The 21563-nt window shown below is 36.7% G+C and carries 14 protein-coding genes and 1 tRNA gene; 2 read left to right on the top strand and 13 right to left on the bottom strand.

The window, feature by feature from the left end; genetic code table 11:
* Positions 1-115 precede the first annotated feature (115 nt).
* The 9 genes from RT412_RS12530 to RT412_RS12490 all read right to left on the bottom strand — a co-directional run bounded on the left by RT412_RS12530 (position 116) and on the right by RT412_RS12490 (position 11604).
* Positions 116-817 (bottom strand): response regulator transcription factor, encoded by a 702-nt coding sequence (locus tag RT412_RS12530; RefSeq protein WP_313341213.1) that lies wholly within the window; start codon positions 815-817, stop codon positions 116-118.
* The gene (locus tag RT412_RS12525; protein WP_313341216.1) at positions 807-3515 is read right to left on the bottom strand and encodes a sensor histidine kinase KdpD; all 2709 of its coding nucleotides are present in this window, start codon (positions 3513-3515) and stop codon (positions 807-809) included. Before RT412_RS12525 ends, RT412_RS12530 begins: the two co-directional genes overlap by 11 nt.
* A gap of 36 nt (positions 3516-3551) precedes the next feature.
* On the bottom strand, positions 3552-4112 hold the full coding sequence (kdpC, locus tag RT412_RS12520; RefSeq protein ID WP_313341219.1) for a K(+)-transporting ATPase subunit C: 561 nt from the start codon (positions 4110-4112) through the stop codon (positions 3552-3554).
* A gap of 11 nt (positions 4113-4123) precedes the next feature.
* A complete protein-coding gene (gene kdpB, locus RT412_RS12515) occupies positions 4124-6181 on the bottom strand; it encodes a potassium-transporting ATPase subunit KdpB (protein ID WP_313341222.1) in 2058 nt (685 codons plus the stop codon).
* 15 nt (positions 6182-6196) lie between these two features.
* The gene (kdpA, locus tag RT412_RS12510; protein ID WP_313341225.1) at positions 6197-7882 is read right to left on the bottom strand and encodes a potassium-transporting ATPase subunit KdpA; all 1686 of its coding nucleotides are present in this window, start codon (positions 7880-7882) and stop codon (positions 6197-6199) included.
* Positions 7879-7968 carry a potassium-transporting ATPase subunit F gene (locus RT412_RS12505; RefSeq protein WP_313341228.1) on the bottom strand — a complete coding sequence of 30 codons (90 nt, stop codon included), beginning with the start codon at positions 7966-7968 and terminating at the stop codon, positions 7879-7881. Before RT412_RS12505 ends, kdpA begins: the two co-directional genes overlap by 4 nt.
* Before the next feature lie 512 nt (positions 7969-8480).
* Positions 8481-9215 carry a 3D domain-containing protein gene (locus RT412_RS12500; protein ID WP_313341231.1) on the bottom strand — a complete coding sequence of 245 codons (735 nt, stop codon included), beginning with the start codon at positions 9213-9215 and terminating at the stop codon, positions 8481-8483.
* A 385-nt stretch (positions 9216-9600) separates the two neighbouring features.
* Complete coding sequence (locus RT412_RS12495; protein WP_313341234.1) at positions 9601-10467, bottom strand: pyridoxamine kinase; 867 nt, start codon at positions 10465-10467, stop codon at positions 9601-9603.
* A gap of 309 nt (positions 10468-10776) precedes the next feature.
* Positions 10777-11604 carry a glycosyltransferase family 8 protein gene (locus RT412_RS12490; RefSeq protein WP_313341237.1) on the bottom strand — a complete coding sequence of 276 codons (828 nt, stop codon included), beginning with the start codon at positions 11602-11604 and terminating at the stop codon, positions 10777-10779.
* 416 nt (positions 11605-12020) lie between these two features.
* Here RT412_RS12490 and RT412_RS12485 point away from each other — a divergent pair, with 416 nt between their 5' ends.
* Positions 12021-13511 (top strand): IMP dehydrogenase, encoded by a 1491-nt coding sequence (locus tag RT412_RS12485; RefSeq protein WP_313341241.1) that lies wholly within the window; start codon positions 12021-12023, stop codon positions 13509-13511.
* 67 nt (positions 13512-13578) lie between these two features.
* On the opposite strand, the gene RT412_RS12480 is transcribed toward RT412_RS12485, so the two are convergent.
* Positions 13579-13652 (bottom strand) — tRNA-Pro (locus RT412_RS12480).
* 144 nt (positions 13653-13796) lie between these two features.
* Between RT412_RS12480 and RT412_RS12475 the strand changes: the two genes are divergently transcribed.
* On the top strand, positions 13797-14165 hold the full coding sequence (locus RT412_RS12475; protein WP_398439413.1) for a DUF1292 domain-containing protein: 369 nt from the start codon (positions 13797-13799) through the stop codon (positions 14163-14165).
* Positions 14166-14255: 90 nt separating this feature from the next.
* Here RT412_RS12475 and RT412_RS12470 read toward each other — a convergent pair whose 3' ends face one another.
* Genes RT412_RS12470 through RT412_RS12460 form a run of 3 tightly spaced genes read right to left on the bottom strand, consistent with a single transcriptional unit; the run spans position 14256 to position 21412 of the window.
* On the bottom strand, positions 14256-15305 hold the full coding sequence (locus RT412_RS12470; protein ID WP_313341244.1) for an NAD(P)H-dependent oxidoreductase: 1050 nt from the start codon (positions 15303-15305) through the stop codon (positions 14256-14258).
* A gap of 39 nt (positions 15306-15344) precedes the next feature.
* Entirely contained in the window at positions 15345-16559 is a 1215-nt protein-coding gene (locus RT412_RS12465) for a lactate dehydrogenase (protein WP_313341247.1), read from the bottom strand.
* Entirely contained in the window at positions 16559-21412 is a 4854-nt protein-coding gene (locus RT412_RS12460; protein WP_313341250.1) for a cytidyltransferase, read from the bottom strand. The genes RT412_RS12465 and RT412_RS12460 overlap by 1 nt, the downstream gene beginning before the upstream one ends.
* Positions 21413-21563 lie beyond the last annotated feature (151 nt).

Genomic DNA, 21563 nt, shown 5'->3' with positions numbered 1-21563 from the left:
TGTCCTAAATACATTAAGGTTTTATATAGAGAAACGGCTGATATCCGAAATTTTACATCTTTACAACCACAATTCAGATACCAGCCGTTGATTTTTATGTTAATCTAACATTCTATTATAAGTCTTCAACCATTCGATAACCTACGCTAACCTCTGTTACAATATATTTTGGTTCTGCAGGGTTCACCTCAAGCTTTCTTCTGATATTCGCCATATTGACCCGCAGCGCTTGTATTTCATTAGTATATGGTCCCCACACTTCCTTTATAATAAAATCATGCGTAAGCACCTTTCCTATGTGGCGTGAAAGTAACACAATAATTTTATATTCAATTGGTGTAAGGTGTATTTCATTTCCGGCAATGGTAACCAGTCTCTTGCTATAATCAATTTCAAGTTCTCCAACGTTAATTTTACCAGTTTCAGATGGATTTTCGGTCATACTCTTTTGACTGTGCCGCATCGCAGTTCTTATTCTTGCCAGCAGCTCCGATGTTCCAAAGGGCTTTGTTATATAGTCATCAGCTCCCAAATCAAGCGCTTCGACCTTTTCACGTTCATGTCCACGTGCCGATACGACAACAACGGGTATACGGGTCCATTGCCTAATAGTTTTTAATACCTCTACACCGTCCATATCCGGCAAGCCCAAATCAAGCAAAATCAAATCAGGGCAATAAGAAGCCGCCATTGAAACAGCTTCCTTTCCCTTTGCTGCTTTTATTACATTGTACTCATTAGATAACAATATAGCAGAAATAAAATTGCATATGCCTTCCTCATCCTCAACAATTAAAATCAGTGGTTTATTGTTCATTATCATCACTCTCCTCAAGCGGCAGTGTAAAACGGAAAACTGCGCCGCCTTCCTTTTTATTAGCTGCTTCAATTTTCCCATGATGCGCCTTTACAATAGACATGCAGATAGACAGACCAATTCCCATGCCTCTTGATGAATCCAAGCTTCGTTTACTATTAGGTACGTAGCTCTCAAATAGATAAGGGAAATCCTGCTCGGAAATCCCTTCGCCGCTGTCAATAACCTCAAATACTGCGTAATTTCCGTTCTTTTTCACATTCACTTCTATTGTTGAACCCCCAGGTGAATGCTTGACGGCGTTCTCAAGCAGATTGATAAGGACCTGCTCTATCAATGTACCGTCCATGGGGACTATTAAAAGCTCATTAGGCACTTTCACAGATATTTTTTGAAATGCAAACCTCTTCCGAATACGGCTGATGGCTGCCGCTATGATTTCCTCGGCAGCTTCTGATGTTTTGGCAACATTCATTGTGCCTTCATTGATACGTGTGACAGACAGGAGATTCTCCACCATGCGTATGAGCCATTGGGAATCTTCCTTGATATTCAGAACGAGCTTGTCATGAGTAGCTTTGTCCATAGATCCGCCGTTTTCAATAATAGCGGAGCTTGCGCCCAAAATACAGGTGAGGGGAGTCCGTAGGTCATGAGAAATGGCCCGAAGCAAATTGCTTCTCATTTTCTCCTTTTCCGTTTCAACCAATATGCGCCGCTGCTCATTCGATAATTGTTGACGTTCGAGTGCCATGGCCACCTGTGAAGAGATCATCCTTAGGAAAAACCGATTATTTTGATCTATTTTACCCTTGGCACAGGATAACCCAATAACTCCCAGGACATTGCCCTGTGAAATGACAGGCATATAAAATGCACCTGCACCCATCAGAGTATCCGTACCTGCGCCCGCCCGTTTTTGATTAATAAATACCCAATGCGCAACCGCTCGTTCATCCTCAGATAATAAAAAAGAAGAATCCGTCTCTGAAGAAGATTGCAGCAACGTGCCTGTTGAACCATTTTCCGGATTTTGTGTGTAAAAGATGACGGAACGTCCAAATAGCTTTGTAATATATTCATTGGTCAATGCTACGATGTTTTCCAGCCCCCTGGTTGTAAGAAGCTTTTTGTTTATTTCATATAATACCCCCGTGCGATTTTCTCTTTCTACGGCAAGCCGTGCCTGTATTTTAATACGGACGGTCAATGCGCTTGTAATGAATGCCACAAAGAACATAATGACAAATGTGATGGGATAACCCGGCTGTATTGTATTAAGTGTATAATATGGAACAGTAAAAAAGAAATTAAATGCAAGTACGCTTAATACGGAGACGACAATTCCATACAAGTATCCCATAGTAATCCTTGATACAATTAATACGGAAAGAATATACATCATAATAATATTATGATCGCCAATATTCAGAGCACGCATTCCCATTGAAAGCAAGGTCGCCGTCGTTAACAGCACAAATGTTTTCAGCGTATCCAGCCATGATAAATACAGGTTTTTTCTAATGTGTAGTCTTCTTGGCTTCCGGTATGATCTTTGCGCTGATCTGCCCGGTATAATGTGAATCTCAATGGACGATAACAGAGAAATGAGCTTATCTTCAAGATCCATTTCAAATAGGTTTTTCAGGGTCTTCTTATTTCTGCTTTTCCCTATGACAATGTTTGTGATCCCGGAAAGCTTGGCATACTCCGCAATAACGGTTGCAACATCATCACCGTTGAGCGTTGTCGTTTTAGCGCCCAGCCGTTCTGCCAGGTCTAAATTTGCCCGGATGTTTTTCTTTTCGCTTTCAGTAAAATCCTGACTTTCTATGTTTTCCACGTATACTGCGACCCATGGTGCATGGAAAACGTCGGCAGTTCTTGCCGTCCACCGTATAAGCTTTGCGGAAAACGGCGAAGAACCTACACAAACCAGAAATTTACTGCCGGCTGATTTCTCAGCCATGTGGAACTCATTCTGATTATCCTGGCTGATTCTGTTTGTAGCCTTACGCATGGCAATCTCACGAAGAAGGCGCAGATTCTCTTTGGAAAAAAAATTTTTTAGTGCTGTTTCAGTTCTTTCAGGACGATAAATTTTGCCTTCTTCAAAGCGTATCAGCAATTCTTCCGGTTCGATATCTATGAGCTTTACTTTGTCGGCGTTATCAAAAATATAGTCAGGGATGGTTTCCCGTACATTAACTTTCGTGATGTCCTGAACCACATCATTCAGACTCTCTATATGTTGAACATTTACTGTTGTATAGACATCTATTCCCGCATTGAGAAGCTCTTCAATATCCTGATATCGTTTTTTGTTGCGCACTCCGTCAGCATTGGAGTGCGCAAGTTCATCCACCAGGATTAATTCGGGCTTTATCTTAAGTGCTGCGTCCAAATCGAATTCTTTAAGCTGAATGTTTCTATGATTCACAACCTTGGGCGGCAATACAGGCAATCCGTCAATCAATTGCATTGTCTCAGGTCTGGTATGCGGTTCCACATATCCGACCAATACATTAACGCCGCTTTTTAACTGCTCCCGGGCATCATCCAGCATAGCGTAGGTTTTTCCCACGCCTGCGGCATATCCAAAGAAAATCTTCAGCTTCCCGGTCTTTTTCGGCTCATCCGTACGGATGTTTTCAAGAAGAATATCCGGATCCGGACGCCCATCATCATAATTTACCATAAATTCACCCCCTTAAAGTATACCACTTTACCCATCCTAAAGCAATCCGTCAAGAGTTAAATTGACTTTCAGAACATTTATCGCGGGTTCACCCCAAAAGCCCAGGAATCTACCTGCAGTATACTTGTTAATAATTTCTCTTACGTCATCTTCGCTGATACCTCTTACTCTTGCTATACGGGCAACCTGATATTCTGCTGCCTCCGGCGTAATATTAGGATCAACGCCGCTGCCTGATGCTGTAACCAGATCCATTGGGATCTCCGCTATATTTTCCGGATCAAGGGAATGCCACCAATCGATTCGCTGCTGAACCAGTTTTTTCTGCTCCTCACCGACCGGCGACAGGTTTGTTGTACCCATCGGTCTTCCTATCAGATATTCAGGCTTCGTAAATTCCTGCGCAATTAACGCGGAACCGAAAGCTTTCTTTGTTCCATCATTTAATGTTACGGTAATGATGCTTCCATTAGCCTGATTTGGAAACACTGCTTGTGCAATACCGGTGACAACGCCGGGATAAATGACACCGCAGAGTATTGTCATCACAATGAAGCATAAAACTGCAGACTTTAACACTCTAATAATCTTATTCATATCCATCCTCCTCATACAATACCGCATGCAGTCAATAACATATCAATCAGCTTAATTGCCGCAAAGGGGGCTATAATTCCTCCTAAGCCATAAATTAGCATATTCTTCTTTAACAGCTTTCCGGCCGGCAGCTCGAGGTATTTGACACCCTTTAGAGCTAAAGGAATAAGTGCAACAATAATCAGCGCGTTGTAAATAATAGCTGAAAGAATAGCACTTGTAGCACTTGTAAGACCCATAATGTTAAGCGACTCTAATTGTGGGAAAATACCGAAAAACAGCACCGGGATTATGGCAAAATACTTTGCTACATCATTTGCCACACTGAAAGTAGTAAGTGAGCCTCTCGTCATTAAAAGCTGCTTTCCAATCCTTACAATATCAATGAGTTTGGTAGGGCTTGAATCCAAGTCCACCATGTTTCCCGCTTCCTTGGCGGCCTGAGTTCCCGTGTTCATCGCAACCGCCACATCCGCCTGCGCAAGTGCCGGTGCATCATTGGTACCGTCACCGGTCATAGCCACAAGGTGACCTTTCGACTGATAATCACGAATCAATGCCAGCTTGGCTTCCGGTGTTGCTTCGGCAAGAAAATCATCCACACCCGCCTCCGCTGCAATTGCCGCAGCCGTCATCGGATTATCCCCGGTTATCATGATTGTCTTAATACCCATCTTACGCAAATCTTCAAATCGTTCTTTAACGCCGTTCTTAACAATATCTTTCAGATAAATAACACCCAATACGCCGTCATTTTTAGCAACCACAAGAGGAGTTCCGCCTTCACCGGCTACCCTTTTGACGATTTTCTCACATTCCTCCGGATAATCACCACCTTTGTCAATTACAAAGGTCTTTACCGAATCGGCGGCACCCTTGCGTATTTCATTCCCCTGATAGTCGATTCCACTCATCCTGGTTTTTGCCGTAAATTCAACAAAGGCTGCGCCAAGTTTGGATAGATCGCGCCCTCTGATGCCGAAGCGCTCTTTTGCAAGTATTACAATGCTTCTACCTTCGGGAGTTTCGTCCGCTATGGAGGAAAGCTGCGCAGCATCGGCAAGCTCTTGCTCCTTTACCCCTTTTAACGGGATGAACTCACTGGCCTGCCTGTTTCCAAGTGTAATAGTGCCCGTCTTATCCAATAAGAGTACATCCACATCACCGGCCGCTTCGATAGCACGGCCGCTCATTGCCAGCACATTAGACTGATTCAGGCGGCTCATACCTGCGATGCCTATGGAGGAAAGGAGTGCTCCGATGGTTGTCGGTGCCAGACATACCAGCAGTGCAATCACATTTGTAACAGAAATTGCCGAGCCTGCTCCTGCCTGGCTGCTTGCGAAGCCTGAAAAAGGCAGCAGCGTCGCTGTTACCACAAGAAAAATAATTGTGAGCGTTACAAGCAATATTTGAAGTGCTATTTCATTCGGCGTTTTCTTTCTGGAGGCTCCCTCAACCATAGCAATCATCTTATCAAGAAAACTGCTCCCCGGCTCAGCGGTGACCCGGATAACCAGCCAGTCGGAAATTATCGTTGTGCCTCCGGTAACCGCGCTTCTGTCACCGCCGGATTCACGGATGACCGGAGCGGATTCACCGGTAATAGCGCTTTCATCCACGGATGCGGCTCCCTCAATCACCTCGCCGTCCATAGGTATCTGTTCGCCTGCTTTTACATAGACGATATCACCTTTTTTCAGATTGCTGGATAATACCTCGGTATATTCTTCAATATTTGATGCTGATTTCAGCTTTTTAGCCTTCACATCTTTTCGGGCGCTCCTCAGGCTGTCGGCCTGTGCACGTCCTCGTCCTTCCGCAATGGCTTCTGCAAAATTGGCGAACAGCACCGTGAACCATAATATAAGGGATATAGTAAGGATATATCCTGAATTCTCATCTTTAATTCCTGTAAAAGACAGTATATATAAAGCGGTTGTGAGTATAGCCCCTATATACACTACCAGCATGACAGGGTTTCTAACCTGTACGCGAGGCGCAAGCTTCACAAATGACTGGCGTATCGCGTCTCTGAATATGCTTTTATTGACACTTTTTTGTTTCATATCTATCACCTCAATCTATAGGTTTGTAAAATAATCCGCTATCGGACCAAGCGCTAAGGCGGGTAAAAAGCTAAGCGCTCCGATAATGAATATAACAGCAATCAACAGCCCGACAAACATGGTATTGGTGGTTGACAGCGTTCCTTCACCGGCAGCAACGGTTTCCTTCCGGGCAAGATTCTCTGCCAGAAAAATTGCTGCTCCCATAGGAATAAAGCGTACCGACAGCATAATAACCCCACCTGTAACATTGGTAAATACCGTGTTTGCGTTAAATCCCGCAAAAGCACTTCCGTTGTTGTTACCCATTGAAGAAAAACCATACAGGATCTCCGAAAATCCGTGAGCGCCGGGATTTGTCAGCCATGACACTGCTTCCGGCATCACAACGGCAGCGGCTGTGCCTATGAGTGTTAACAGCGGCGGAGTCAGAACAATCAGACACACCATTTTCATGTCAAAGGGTTCAATTTTTTTGCCCAAATATTCGGGAGTTCGACCAACCATTAACCCCGCAATAAATACCGTGAGCAGGACAAAAGCCAGCATCCCGTAAAGTCCGCTACCAACTCCTCCGAAGACAATTTCACCAAGCTGCATCAGGAACATGAGAACCATTCCACCGAAGGGGGTATAGCTGTCATGCATAGAGTTGACCGAACCATTGGAAGCAGCGGTGGTTGCCGCAGCCCATAATGACGATGTACCCATGCCGTGGATAACTTCCTTCCCTTCCATATTTGCCGATGCCGTTACACCTGCAAAATTTGGAGCTGTAAATTGCTCGCTAACTGTTACAGCCGCAAGGCACACCACAAATAAAATAATCATGGCGATATAGATTGATCTTCCTTGTTTGCTGTCCTTTACCGCTTTTCCAAAAGATATACAAAGGGACGCCGGAATTAAAAGGATGGACAAAAGCTGTATCAAGTTGGAGAACGGTGTTGGATTTTCAAGCGGAAAACTTGAGTTGACGCCAAAAAATCCACCGCCGTTTGTTCCAAGCTGCTTTATCGCTATCTGACTTGCCGCCGGACCTAACGGTATGGTCTGAACAACTCCGTTTTCCAACGCCACAACATCCTTATACGGACTCAGAGTCTGTACCGAGCCCTGTGATGCAAGGAGAACTGCAACGATCAATGAAAGTGGAATCAAAATATAGAGTGTTGTTTTTGTTAAATCCACCCAGAAGCTACCGATGGTACTTTTCTTTTTGAGAATAAAACCCCTGATCAATACAAACAATACGGCGATTCCTGCCGCTGCCGACACGAAGTTCTGGACGGTAAGCCCCAACGCCTGTGACAGATAAGACAATGTGGATTCACCGGAATACGCCTGCCAGTTTGTATTTGAAACGAAGCTTGCAGATGTATTGAACGCCAGATGCCAGCTTGTTCCTTTAATTCCTTCGGGGTTTAAAGGCAAAAATCCTTGCAGCATTTGCAGTCCCCAGAGAAAAACAAGACAAACGGCACTAAAGGCGACCACTGCAAAAGTATATTCTTTTGCTCCCATTTCCTCATCGTCGCGAACCCCCATGATTTTATAAATTCCCCTTTCGACAGGAGAAAGTATAGGTGTTAAAAACACCTTCTGTCCTGCCATTACCTTGTACATATAAATGCCTAATGGAAATGAAAGTCCTATCAATAGGATCAAATAAATTATATCTTCTACTACAATATAGCTCATATTTCTTCTCCCTTAAATAATACATAGAATAAATAGATAAGCAATGCCAGTGCAATGAGCCCTGAAATCGCTAAAACTGCTCCCATTTTATCAACTCCTTATATATTTTTTTTGCCCATAAAGATTAATTCCTCCTCAAGCTTAGTTACCATAATCGATGCGCTTCTGCCGAAGCGGGAATCAAAGGCTGTGATCCGCTCCATGTTCCGAATTGCAGGCTTAATAGATGAATGAGGATTTATAATCATGGACTGCCTACTATTTTCCTCCGCCTGAAAATATTATTTCGCTTTTAATGCAATAATATCCATTTTAATGTAATTCTGATAGTTACTTGAATAATCTGTCATGTTTCTCACCTCCACCAAATAAAGTTTTTCCGGTAATATCCAGCTTGTGTATGAATTTTACCTTCTTGTTTTTTAGCAACTTCATTATAATTCGTATTCTGATAAAGACAGTGTAAAGGAAAACTATCATGAAATTAAGATTGTATAAAGAATGTAGGATTAGATTATAATGATAAATTTTACTACTATTAAACAAAAAAAGAAAAAATTCCGAAGAATTTTTTCTTTTTCTCTAACTTAATGATGTTTTACTCTAAAATATAAACTTTTACTTGTCTGATTCCAAACCAGTACGCATCATTGCCGTCTTCCATAAACAAGTCTATTCTGTTTCCCTTGATTGCTCCACCCGTATCAAGTGCCGTTGCGAACCCGTAGTCAGGACTGCCATCTGTGGAAGCTACGTATAGCTTCGTTCCAAGAGGTATTACTTTTGGGTCTACCGCTACTGTACCTGGCTGAGCTTTTGTGCCAGATGCCGTAATACCGTAGTAGGGATCTCCGGGTCTTTTACCTGTGCTTTCAAACGATAAGTCATAGGCTGTTGCAACCATATCAAGTTCTTCTCTGAATCTGAACCCGCCTCTTGAGGTTGCCACCGTATTTTCCTTTGTACCTACTTCGATAATTTTGTCAACAGGTTCTTTGATAATTATTTCTTCTTCTAATGATCTAAGTATCATTTTTCCGTCAATATAGCATTCTTGATATACTGATTTCTTCAAACCATCTGAACCTTGTTGAATTACTTGTTTATAATCTACATATTTTTCGTCATTATATAATATTTGTGTATTATGCTCTACTTTACTTCTGTCAATATCATACTTTAATTCCTTTAATGGAGGTTTTGTTTTTACATTATCTTCTTTGAATATGCTTGCAAAAACACTGTATTTAGAGTTTCCTTCATTACTATCATTAGTTACAATAAAGCTCATTATTAAAATTGTTACAACTATTAATGGGTATATTTTTTTCATATTACCACCAACCTTTAATAATATCCAAAATTGACCTCTGCATTGTCAATTAAAGGTATAAATTTTTACTTGAAAAATTTACTTTTTGTATAAGTATGAACTCATACATTATTGGCAATCCCTATGCAAAATCCCATAATTTTTTGCACAAGACGTATTATAACCTTAATCTAAAAAAAACACAAGTTTTTTTTTGTCAAAATGTAATTTTTTTTATAAATCATCTGTCTTTTGTATATCTTATGGGATTTTTCAAGTAAAATTTTCTGTAAATTATTTTTATTATTAACAATTTTTATAAAAATATACCATAATAAACAATAAAAAACAGAGAATGTATTTTAGGCACAATCTCTGTTAATCAAATGTCTGTTTTTATATTAATTCAAATTCGTGAATAATCAAAACTTTTCTTTTCAACGTACAATTCTTTCATTATTTTTTCAAATAATACACCTTCCGAACCGGGGGTTTTAGCTTCATACGTAGCTGACACAGCTTTTGAAACAAAAGTTGATGCATATTCCATTGCTTCAGGAAGAATTTTACCCTGCAACAAATAGCCCAAAAATAATGAAGTAAACAAATCACCTGTTCCCGGATATCTTGTATTAATGTAATCAAACGGTACCTTGTAAAACTTATCATTATCTTTGTCATAGCATCCGTTTATATGTTCACCATCTTCAGTAATGACTCCTGTTATTACTGATACTCTCGGTCCCATATCGCAAAGACGTTTTAAATATTGTTTAAGCTCTTCAATATTTATCTTTTCGCATTTATATTTTTCTCCCAAAAGAATTTCCGCCTCTGTCAAATTTGGAGTTATAATATCTGCAACGCTTACAAGAGTGTTCATTTTTTCTACCATTTTCTTTGTATAGGTTTGGTAGATAATACCGTGATCACCCATTACGGGATCCACAACTATTAAAGGATTACTGACTTTTTTAATCCTCTCAATAATATCTTCCATTATATCTATTTGTCTTTCAGAGCCAATAAAACCGCTGTATACGCAGTCAAAAGTTGCATTGTTTTTTTCCCACATATTAAAGTACTCTTCCATGTGGTCAGTAAAATCAAAGAAATAAAAATCCTTAAATTCCGAATGACTGCTCAGTAATGCTGTGGGAAGCGGACACACCTGACAGCCTAAAGCCGACATAATAGGCATTATAACTGTCATTGAGCATCTTCCTATACCTGACATATCATGAATTGCTGCAACCTTTGGAATGTTATACATAGTTCTCTCCTTCAATAAGATTATTACCCGTCATTCACCCGTCCCTATTGAGACGGAGGATATCTTAGTTTAATTATAATTAGTTATACATATATTATAAATCTATCTGTATCTTTCAAAAGGTACAGAACTGCATATATTGATAATGACAGATTTTCACGTAGGGTTAGGGGCTCGCAGGCTTTAAAATATAAAGATGATTTCATTTGAAATCATCTTTATAAAAAGTAAAGTGTATGTAATACTCTTTACAAGGGGGGCTAAATTGTTAAACATGTTCAGGGTACTTTGAAAAATTTCCAAATAATGCTAACTGCTTATATTTCTATTTACTAAATTTTCAAAATAATAATAAAAAACTCCAAGTTCTCCTTTGTAACCATTCTTCCAAGGTTTATTCCTGCCGCAATAATGAACGATTGATGTGTTATGTGCTACCCATCTCATATCTTTTTTTGTGTTGATATTCTTAGGATTCGCATTATATAAATATAAATATCTATCGCTTAAATTATATATCATTGCGTCAATATGAACTGTTTTGTCCGCATATACACCATTAATCACATCTTGGTCAGGTAATAGGAAAAAAACTTTTTTATTTTCGATATAATCATATACTTCCTGAATATTTTGCTTTTTCCTTAATTCTTTTAGATTTAAAAGCATCACTCCTGAATTAATATACATGCTGTCCTCAGGCATGTCAAGCCTTATTTCATTAATTTTTTTCAGACCTTTATTTACATGAGATGCAGCAGCAAAAAAATTGTTGCCCATCTCCATATTATATAAGTTCCTGATGCTGTTAATAACTACTATATCAGGGTCAAGATATAAAATCCTGTCCAAAAATCCGGGAAGGTATTGTGATGCAAAAATGCGATAATACATTTCTTTCGGATATCTATCTGTTATAGGTGCTTCATTAAACATGCTGTCTGGTATTTTTAAATTAATAATTGCGCACCTATCTTTACATACACTGTTGTTTATTAAATTAATATCATCTTCATCTAAAGACGAATGAGCAATATATATATCAAAGCTTTCATTGGCATTAGATTTAACGAGTGAAGTAAGCATAACTATCAATTGTTCAATATAATTTGAATTAAGGGTTACTAAAATATTCATTTACATTCACTCCTGATTGCTTATTCTTTTTCAAATTCCTTCAATAATTCATTAAGAGTATTTATGCCTTTAATTATAGAAAAAAATTGCTCTTCTTCAGCTACCTGCATTATATAACCCAGTGCGCCAGAAGTACGCAGTACTATAGTAATTTTATGAACCGTGCTGATTCGGTTTGTTTCGCAGCTATCAAAGCATGTCCAATCTCATGATATAGGAGATATTACTGCATTTTTTCTTTGATACTCCTCCAATAATTATCTCAAACATTTATACTTCATATATAATATATTTTATAATTATTAATCAAACCTTAAGTAAAATATAAAGATCCTAAAAATATAAAGGGTTGACAATACAAAATTGTTGTGATAATCTAACAGGAATAATTATACATAAGAAAAGGAGATATACAAATGGCGAATATAGTCAATGAGCCGTCCAGAACCTTTGGAGAATATTTACTTTTACCAAATTTGACAACTAAGGATTGTGTTGTAGAAAATGTTGATTTAAATACACCTATCTGCAGATTCAAAAAAGGTGAAAAACCCGAATTAATGCTGAACATACCTTTTTCTTCTGCAATCATGCAGTCGGTTTCTGACAACAACATGGCTATTGCACTTGCGAAAAACGGCGGAATTTCATTTATATATTGCTCACAATCAATTGAAAACGAAGCAGAAATGGTTCGTAAGGTAAAAAAATACAAAGCCGGTTTCGTTATAAGCGATTCAAATCTTACTCCCGAAAACACACTGAAGGATGTACTTGAATTAAAAGAAAGAACCGGTCATTCTACAATGGCTATAACAGAAGACGGTTCCTCTGACGGAAAATTATTAGGAATCGTAACAGGCAGAGATTACAGAATAACGAGAGACCCTTTAGATAAAAAGGTTAAGGAATTCATGACTCCGGGAGAACAGCTTATAGTTGGCAGGGAAGGAATTACTCTTTCAGAAGCAAATGATATTATATGGGAACATAAATTAAATGCACTTCCTATAGTTGATGAGGATTTTAATTTAGTGTACATGGTCTTTAGAAAAGACTATTCGGAAGACAAAGAAAATCCTCGTTCTCTGTTAGATGAACAAAAAAGATATGTTGTCGGCGCAGGTATCAACTCAAGAGACTATAAGGAAAGAGTTCCCGCATTAGTTGAAGCAGGAGCCGATATTCTATGTATTGACTCATCTGAAGGTTTCAGCGAATGGCAATTTGATACCATAAAATGGATAAAGGGAAAATACGGTGATAAAGTAAAAGTTGGTGCCGGAAATGTTGTTGAAAAAGAAGGGTTCAAATATTTAGCAGATTCAGGCGCTGATTTTATAAAAGTCGGTATCGGCGGAGGTTCCATCTGTATTACGAGAGAACAAAAGGGTATCGGCAGAGGTCAGGCATCGTCAGTATTGGATGTTGCTAAAGCTCGGAACGAATACTTTGAGAAAAACGGCATTTATGTTCCTATTTGTTCTGACGGTGGTATTGTTTTGGATTATCACATTACTTTAGCTTTAGCTATGGGTGCGGACTTTGTAATGCTTGGAAGATATTTTGCCGGCTTTGACGAAAGTCCTACTTCAAAAATCAAATACGGAAACGGATACGTTAAGGAATATTGGGGCGAAGGTTCTAACAGAGCAAGAAACTGGGCAAGATATGACCTGGGAGGAAAAGCCGGACTTCAATTTGAAGAAGGTGTTGATTCTTATGTACCGTATGCCGGTAAGCTGGATGACGGACTCGGTTCAACTCTGCACAAAATAAAATCAACAATGTGCAACTGCGGTGCAAAATCCATAAAAGAATTGCAGCAATTAGGAAGATTGACCGTAGTTTCTTCTACATCATTAACCGAAGGCGGCGCGCACGACGTTATATTGAAAAATCAATAGATCTTGGCTTCAAATAATATAAATCAAAAAAGCATCTATCTCAAATTTGATAGATGCCTTTACTTAATCGGGATGACAGGATTTGAACCTGCGGCCCCAAACACCCCATGCTTGTGCGCTACCAAACTGCGCTACATCCCGATATCACTGATTATTATAGCTTAAAAGTAAAAACTTGTAAAGTATAAATAATTAGCAAATTTCGTCTTGCAATTTATAAATTATTCTGTTACAGTTTAAATAACTATCTATAACAGATAAATAAATTATAAGGAAGTATATCAAATGAGTGAAGATAAAGATTTATTTGACTGCGGATGCGGTGACGGTTGCGATCATGACCATGATGAATGTGAATGCGGATGTGGACATGAAGAAGATATAATGACCATTACTCTTGAAGATGGAACTGAAGTAGAGTGTGCTATAATAGCAATATTCCCTGTTGGAGAAAAAGACTACATAGCATTATTGCCTTTAGTAAATGAAGAAGAAGGCGAAGTTTATCTTTATGGTTTTGAAGAATATGAAGACGGAAGCTTTGAACTTTTAACTATTGAATCTGATGATGAATACGAAGAAGTTACTAAAGCATTTGACGAAATATTAGACGAAGCGGAAATGGATGAATTATTAGACGAAGACGAGGAATAAAATTTAGGATAAGAGAAACAAAAGACATTTAGGATAAAATTCTGAATGTCTTTTATTTATTATATACTGTTGTCTTTCACTCATAATCTGTTATGACATAAATCTTTTAATATTCATTGCAAATTCTTTTGCCTTTTCATTTATATTTTCTACTTGTTCTATATCTCCTATATCGTTGGCGGTTTCCATAAAAGCAAAATTTGGCGGCAATATGAAGGTCTTATTAATATTTATTGCGCTTATGAGCTGCTGGGCTAAAATATCGCTTCCGCTGAAGCCGGAAACTATAATGGTATATATATATTTGTCATAAAATTTAACCTTTCGGAACAATGCAGTCAGACGGTTAATCGTTGCCGATAAATTAGCACTTATTGAATCATTGTAATTGGGGCAAAGCATTATCAGTATGTCGCAATCTATGATAGAGGGATAAACCTCTTCTACCATTATGCCTCCGTAAAAGCAGTTATGGCTTTGAGAATAGTGCTTACATGCCTTGTATGAGCATGCTTTACAATCCTTAACAGAGCCATTTTCTATATGTATTTCATTTATGCTGCAACCATCTAAATTTTCCTTTACCATTTGCCAAAGTAATAATGTATTAGAGGTTTTGTAATTGCTTGCATGAAGAATCAGTATTTTGGGCTCGGTAAATTTTTCAGCTTGGAAATTTATTAATTTTTCTACTACGGTCCTGCTATCAATAAGACAGATTTCCTCCAAGCTTAAATCAGGTGATAATTTTTGCTGTGTTTTAAAATTTTTTAAATAACCTGCCGCCTCACACAACGGTCTCCCGGGAAATGTGCATCCTGCCATATTGCAATACAGTATTGTCTTACGTGCCACGTCCCTCGTATAAAGCTCATTATTTGAATTTATTAATATGCTTCCCACAGAATTTCTCATAAATGATTTTCCCGACAAGCTTATTTTCTCAAGCATCCTGTAAAACTCTGAGTTTATGCCCGAGTCACCTAACTCAATGGCAAAAAGGATTTTTCTGTTTTGTAAATTTTCTGTTTCGTCAAGATGTGTTAATACCTCATGTTCAATACCTCGAATTGAATATTCTATAATTTTGTTAAGTCTCTCTGATACATCACCGGGAATCAATATCAGTAATTTTTCCATAAATACACCCCCAAATAGCAATTAGAGCTTCGCTCAGTATTACAAGTCCCCTAATTTCTTTAAATTATTATACGTATATTTTATTCTTTCGAACAGCTCATCCGGCATATTTATTTTTTCTATTTCTAAGCCTGAAGACAGATTTCTGTTTTTAGCCCCCATGTATACACCTGCTATATAATTTGAGCTGTAATGCCATTCACCTTTTAAAGTATAAACGATGGATATTGCTCCTGATGATAGAGCCGGAGCAATATATGGCTTAAACCCTGTCTTTCTGACTTGAAGATTTGCTTCAACGGCTAATTTTGTCAGCTCTTTAGATAATTTATCATCATAATCAGCTATGCTGTTTGCAATAACAAGGTCATTTCCATGTGGTCCGAAAGCTCTTCCCTCATTAAGGTACATGGAATATCCTTGGTTCTTTTTGGCATAATACATAGCTCTTGCGTTCATTACTCCAAGTCCATAGCCCTTAATTTGTTCCGGCAAAAGTTCGTTATTGCTTTCTTTTAAAACAGTGGCACATAACGGGTCAACAGGGTCCGACACAACTGCAAATATACCCTTAAAGCTTTTATCCGCTGCCAAAACTGCATATTCTTTAATGAGCTTTGCATTTTCCTCAAGCTGCACCATCCGAACGTCTTTACCTTCATCTCCTATCGCCGGTACTCCCTTTGAAGCGCAAAAAACAAACATATCACAATCAAACAATTCATCTTTGGAAATTCCATGCACCTCCGGCAATACGTCATATTCGAAGGGAAATGATGTTTGATTCATTTCATATTCAAACCTTTGAATTTTCCCGGAGCTTCTGTCGTATATGCCGATGGATTCAATAATATCGGCTCCAAGAAGCTTGAGCCCCATAAGCAAGGTGCTTCCTACATCTCCTAATGCTAAAATGTTTACTGTCTTTTTTTTATTTTCAGCAAAATAAAATCTTTCTTCATAATTTTCATAGGATGTATTGACTGCTTTTATTTTTCTGTTATCTATAAGCCATTTTATATTTTCCGGAATAATTTCTTTAGTTTCTTTTAACCTTAACAAGTCTATTGATTCTTCATAGCTAAACAAATCTGAAACATCAGATATTGCATATGATCCTTTTGAAGCTTTTTTATCTGATTCATATAAAAAGTATAATTCATCAGTAATCAAAGGAATGTTATTCACTTTAGGATAATCGTATTTATCTTCAATTGAAAACAAATATTTATTTTTATATAAATAATAAAACATTATATTATTATCCTCTCAAGCTTAATTAAATTTTCTATGCATACATCCATATATCCTGAAGCTTCCTTGTTCAAATCATAATAAATACTATCTCCCAAATACGGAATCCTTGGAGATATCAGAACCTCTCCCAATCTTTTTAAAGTAAGCTTCTTCTCATACAATTCCTGATATTCATCCTCTAATGCCTGAAGTATCATCTTTGCGTTTGTCAGGCAGGTCATTGATAAGTTATATATTGACTCCTTGGTTGCTTGATTTAAATACATAGGTGAATAAAACGGAAGTATTAAATTTGTGGACGGAATCAAATTAAATGATTGTTCGTTCTGCCACATACCGTCGCCGCCTAAAAACGGATACATGAGATTTTCATTAAACCATATCCTTAGGTTAGGTATGAAGTATGCACAATCGGCATCTCTTCCCTGTATATCCATTAAATCCTTTCCTCTTCCTGACATTATCCCAACGATAATCTTTTTAACCTCAATATTGTATCTTTTTAAAATAGGGTCAATTTCTTTAATTCTATATCCCTTATGCATCAAATCATCAACTAAAATAACCTGTTTATCAAATGATTTGATTGTATTTACCTGTATCTCAATAGGTGAATAATTGGGATATTCGGTTATTTTAAATGACTTAGCATCTGTTGAATATACCTTCTCCGTATGAAGTGATTTTGTAACCGTATTTGGCACTACCAAGCCCTTTAATATATTTCCGAACGGCACGCACATATATTCTCCTAAAATTCTCGGATCCTGCATTTCATTGCTTACATTATTAATGCTGCATATTTTATTTATAAGTATTTGATTAATCATGTCATTGTCAATTGACAAAACTAATGAGCCGGGATACAACTCGGTCATTGACTTTTGCAATCTTTTTCTTGCATAAACTATTTTCTCGTAAACTTTTGGATTGCTGTTCAAAGAATCCTTTATAAAGCTTCTCATATTTAATGTTAAGCAAATCGGGAATTTCATATCTGCCGCGTAAATTGTTTTATTGCCGTCATTAATTTTATTAAACCCTTGAAGCTCTAAGGTTTCTAATACTGCATCCGTGTTAGTATTTGACAAGATGTTGTAATATAATGCATATATAAAATCATTTTTTAAACAGTAAGCAAGTGTTTCGGTTAAAATTATCTGCTCCATATTGTCATATGTTTTGCTTGGATTAATAAAAATACCGTCAATAACGATTATTCTTCCTGCTGTTTTATCTCTTACATAATTAGCAATATATTGGCTTTGGAATTCTCCATAAACTTCAGACGAGCCGATTTTATGGAACGCAGAAAATCCTAACAGCTTATTGGAATTCTTACTATCTCTTATAACCATCAGCTTAATATCTTTGGATATAAGCTTTTCTCCTATATTTTCATACAAATTCGTATGCATGAAAATATAATGACCGATTTCATCAACAATTTTTTTACTTAAGTCTTCGATTATTTCTATCGTAAAAGGTTTTGATTTTAAAACGCCTTTATCTAAAGGTTCTCTCATATATATGTTTTTGTCATAGATAAAGCTTTGTGCAAGAGAATCTATTAAATTTGATATATCTCTGTTGTTGTCTATATTTTCTCTTATTTGAGTGGAGCTGATATCCTCTAAATACATAGGCAGCTTAAGCTCAACGATGTTTCCTTTTATTCTTAACTTATTTTCTTCTGCTTTTTTCAATGTAGCAGGAGTAGTTTCATCCTTAGCGCGCTTAAATACTATATGATTAAAGCTGTGAATAGAATTTTTAGTTGGCCTTGATTTATATGCTGTGGCATTTATCAATACATCGCTTCCCACCACTATATATATCTCTTTATTGCCAAAAATCTCTCTTAAATTCTTTAAATCATTTGCATTCGATAAGTTAACAGGTATGTCATCAGGAAATAAAAACACTCCTAATTCATCAGCTACGGACATATTGATTATTTGTCTTCTTATCATACGGGGTTGAACTTTTTTGGACCAGGAAAATTCATCTACCGCTAAATAAACCTCATAACCCAAGTTTCTGATAGCAGTAACTATTCCCTTGTGACTCAATGAAAACGGATCAAATGTTCCCGGAAAAAATGCAATATTCTTATTTTCAATAATTTCAAAATCCTTATAATAGAATTCATAATCACTTATAAATCTGTATATATGATTAAAGGAAGCTGAGTTATTGAAAAAGAACAAATCTCCCGATTCCTTTTCATTTATCAATGTTAACAACTTTTTATACATAAGCAAAAATATCTTATGCTTTTCCTTTAAGCTTAATTTTTTTGAACAAAAAATATTTTGACCGATAACTAAAAATGCCTCTTGCTTTACGGATGTATTATAATTGGAAAGTCCGCTTAAAACTATCCCGATCATTTTTATAAGCCTGTTGTTATAGGTTGTACCATCCTCATTAAATCTATTTTTGTATTCGTGATAATATTGAATCATTATACCTAAAGTATTTATTACCAAGGCACTTGCTCTATCATTTGTGCCCTTGTATATAATTCTTAATTCAGTTATAAGCTCATCTAATTCCTTAGGAGTTAAAAGCATAACAAAACGACCAAGGTATTCAGGTATATATTTGGCATATTGCAACTCATCTATTTCCAGACCCTTTATCAGCTCGATTGCTATTTCATTTCTTTGTTCAACTGTCAAAAACGCTCCCAATTCAACCAATGAATTACCCGCCTTATTTCTCACCGACTCCTTAGCGCTCACCTTTACCAGATTAGCCAAATGTGTTGCAGTTTGCAGTAATGTAACTTCATTTTTATCCTTGATGAAATCCATTATATAATCAATGCTGATTGTTTTTTCATTCCATGGTGTTGCAGTTTTAAGATTATTTAAAAACAAATCTGAACTCTTATACCTGCTGCTTGTAATTAAAATGCTGTATTGATTGATTATTTCTTGCGTCATATTTAAATTTATAGACATTTTATATTTTAAATAGTTTATGCAAAGACCTTCATCGACAGATATATCCGTTACATAATCTCTTATTTTTTCTAAGCTTACATGAACTTTATCTTTATTATTAATTAGCATATTAAAAAACTGTACAGCCATCAAATGTATATCTTGCGGATATTTAGTTGATTTTAAGCTATATTCAATTACAAAAGACAGCTGCTCCGGAGCATATAATTCAACAGGGATGCTCAAAAGTGAATTTAAGCAGCTAAATAATGCAGCATTATCTTCTTGCTGCTGCAAGTATTTTATAAAAATATCCAAATAACTTTTTTTATCTTCATTTCTGTTTGAGTTAATAACGGAATCCACAAAGACTCTTAAGGAATAGCCAATCCATTCCTTGTGGTTTTCGGTTACCTTGTGTCCAGGATCAATAAAAAGCCCTATATATTTATCCCATAGAGACAAGCCGTTTATTTCTTCGTTTAAATTTATTTTGACATCTCCGGGAATTTCCTTTGAATACTCTAAATCATATGTTACTATGATGTTCCCCATTAGATTTGCTGCTTTTCGTCTTATGTCACTTTCCCTGTATACTAAAAGCTCATACAAAAAATTTAACGTGAACAGCTTTTCCTTCTGTGACAAATAAATAGAATATTCATCCAACAAATCCAAGTATGCTCTTAAATTCTTCCAATTTTGTTCACTTCTTGCAGATTCAATCATGCCTGTAAAAATTACTTCATTGTTAAGCTTGCTCATGAGAGATGTATTGTGTTCTATAGCCATGAACTTAAAGTTTTCCACAACTTCATAACCGTCTATTAAAGCATAGTCGATAAGCTTTGTAGGGTTTGGCTCGTCAGATTTCAAATCTATGCTTATCCCTTTATGTACCATGTAATTTTCAAAATCCTTAAGCTTGGAATAAACTCTGATATATCTTTTTTCTTTTTTCTCATCCACATTATCAAGCTTATCAAGGATTATATGAAATGACTCAGACAAACTGTAAATGTACATTTCAAAACCGTTTTTAACAGGCTTATTTTTAACCCTAAAATCTGCATAAATTAATATCAACGACTCCAATGGTAAATTTTCAAGCTCCAGATCCCACGTTGAATGATTTGCTGCGATTAAGCCGATTGAGGACATATTGTATCTTGTAAACCATTGATCCGTGTAATAATAATGAAGATATGCAACACGCCTTTTTTCAAGCCCTTTGCAACCGTATTTCCCTATGTCATGACCTGCGGCAGCGCCCGAAACTAAGCCTAAGTTTACTTGAATTCCTACTTTCTTCATTTGCCTTGCAACATGCATAGCAACATAGTGAACTGCCGCAACATGTTTTAATGTATTGAATCCGTTAACTTCTTCATCAAGCATCATAAGTTCATATATATAATTTTTATCAAAATAATTCAAGAAATTAATATATTCCTCCGGATTTTCAAGTTCATTTATTTCATCTTGATTCAGAAAATTGAAATCCGAAAATTTATCATAAACACCGCTGTTACCTGCATGACGAAGTATAGTTCTCAAAATTTCTAAGTATATAAGAACTCCGCTTTCATATTTTGGATATAGCTTTATGGTTGCAGCGTCGGGAAATGATTTATGTAAGGTGTATTGAAAAATATAAGAAAGCCAATCACAGGGAGAATCCGGATAAACACTGCTTAAAACATCAGAGCTTAGCTCCAATACATCTTTGCATGATAAATGTTTTTTGTTTATTAATATAAGTAAATTATTAACGAATTTTTTGTTTATAATATTAGCTTGTATCTTTTCTTCAGTGACATTTATTCTTTTTAAGAATTCCTTTTTTGTTAGCTGTTGTAATATTTCCTTATGTAATTCATTCAACATAAATCTGCTCATCTTATACCTCAAATTATATGATTTCAATTTATTTATTATAGCACATATGCAATTTTCATGCAAATATTTTCATATTCGTCACAATGCGAATATCATTCTTGAAATTTAATTGTTATTGTATTATATTATATATATAATTAAATTTTAACGG

The sequence above is a fragment of the Sedimentibacter sp. genome (genome assembly GCF_032080165.1).
Taxonomy (GTDB): domain Bacteria; phylum Bacillota; class Clostridia; order Tissierellales; family Sedimentibacteraceae; genus Sedimentibacter.
Note: the sequence above shows the minus strand (reverse complement) of the source record. Positions and strands in the feature narration are given on the sequence as shown.